We start from the raw sequence: 704 nt of genomic DNA on the forward strand, positions 1-704 counted from the left end.
TCAACGGCGTCGCGGGCGATGAGTTCACGATGTCGGAGGCGGTCCAGCGCGGGACCTTGGACATGGGAATCATCAGCGATTTCGGGCTCAGCGGTGTCGAATCCGAGGTCGGGGTGGCCGGGCTGCCCTATCTGTTCGAGAACATGGACCAGGTCAAGGAGCACTACTACAACGGATTTCTCGGCGAGTACAACGCCGCCCGGCTGGCCGAACACGGCATCAGGGTTTTGGCCTGGGGGGACAACAGCTTCCGTGCGCTGTCCAACTCGGTGCGGCCGGTCCAGACCGTCGAGGACATCGACGGCCTGAATCTGCGGGTGACCCAGGTTCCCGTGCTCATCGACTATTTCGAGGCGCTGGGTGCGCGGGTGACTCCACTGCCGATCACCGAGACGCTGACCTCGCTGCAGCAGGGGCTGGTCGACGGGCAGGAGAACGGCATCAACCTCACCGCGAGCTTCGGCTTCGGTGACGCCCAGGAGTTCATGACCGTGACCAATCACGCCTACAGCGCGGTCGCGTTCGTCATCAATGAGCAGGCGTTCGACGGCCTTTCCGCGGAGGATCAGCAGGTCGTCCAGGAGGCCGCCACGGCGGCAGCGGAGTTCGAGGTCGAGCAGAACATCAAGGACGTCGAGACCAACCGTGCCAAGCTCGAGGACGGCGGCGTGGTGTTCAGTGAACTGACCCCCGCAGCGGTCAGG

The 704-nt window shown here is 64.2% G+C and carries 1 protein-coding gene; it reads left to right on the top strand.

What is annotated here, in order from left to right:
• Positions 1–704 (top strand): TRAP transporter substrate-binding protein (locus tag ASJ79_RS25095; RefSeq protein WP_067961328.1); only part of this gene is annotated, 704 nt, incomplete at both ends.

The sequence above is a fragment of the Mycobacterium sp. NAZ190054 genome, assembly GCF_001545925.1.
Classification (GTDB): domain Bacteria; phylum Actinomycetota; class Actinomycetes; order Mycobacteriales; family Mycobacteriaceae; genus Mycobacterium.